Source organism: Pseudoalteromonas sp. GABNS16E, assembly GCF_028598715.1.
Classification (GTDB): Bacteria; Pseudomonadota; Gammaproteobacteria; order Enterobacterales; family Alteromonadaceae; genus Pseudoalteromonas; species Pseudoalteromonas atlantica.
On record NZ_JAQREZ010000183.1, the window covers coordinates 1 to 318 of the forward strand.

Below are 318 nucleotides of genomic sequence, written 5' to 3' on the forward strand. Positions count from 1 at the left end.
GTTCAACATTTTGTCCATCAGCTTGTACAACTGTTAACTTCAGCTCAGGTATTCTTACATCAAAAAACGTATTGCTAGAACCGTTAATAAATCTAAGCCTAACCTTTTCGCCAGCTTTAAACATTCCTCGCCAATTTGACATTGGCGTACTACCATTCATTAAAAAAGTCATTGCAGATGCTGATAAGTCAGCAAGATCTGTAGGGTTCATTCTCATTTTATTCCACATTTCCCGGCGTTGTAGCGCATTTGAAACGCTGCTATTTGAAATGTCATCAAAAAACTCTGGAACAGTAGGTTGATTAAAGTTAAATACAT

The 318-nt window shown here is 36.8% G+C and carries 1 pseudogene; it reads right to left on the minus strand.

Going from position 1 to position 318, the window contains the following annotated elements:
• Window positions 1–318: pseudogene (locus PSI06_RS21215) on the minus strand (copper resistance system multicopper oxidase); the annotation flags it as partial.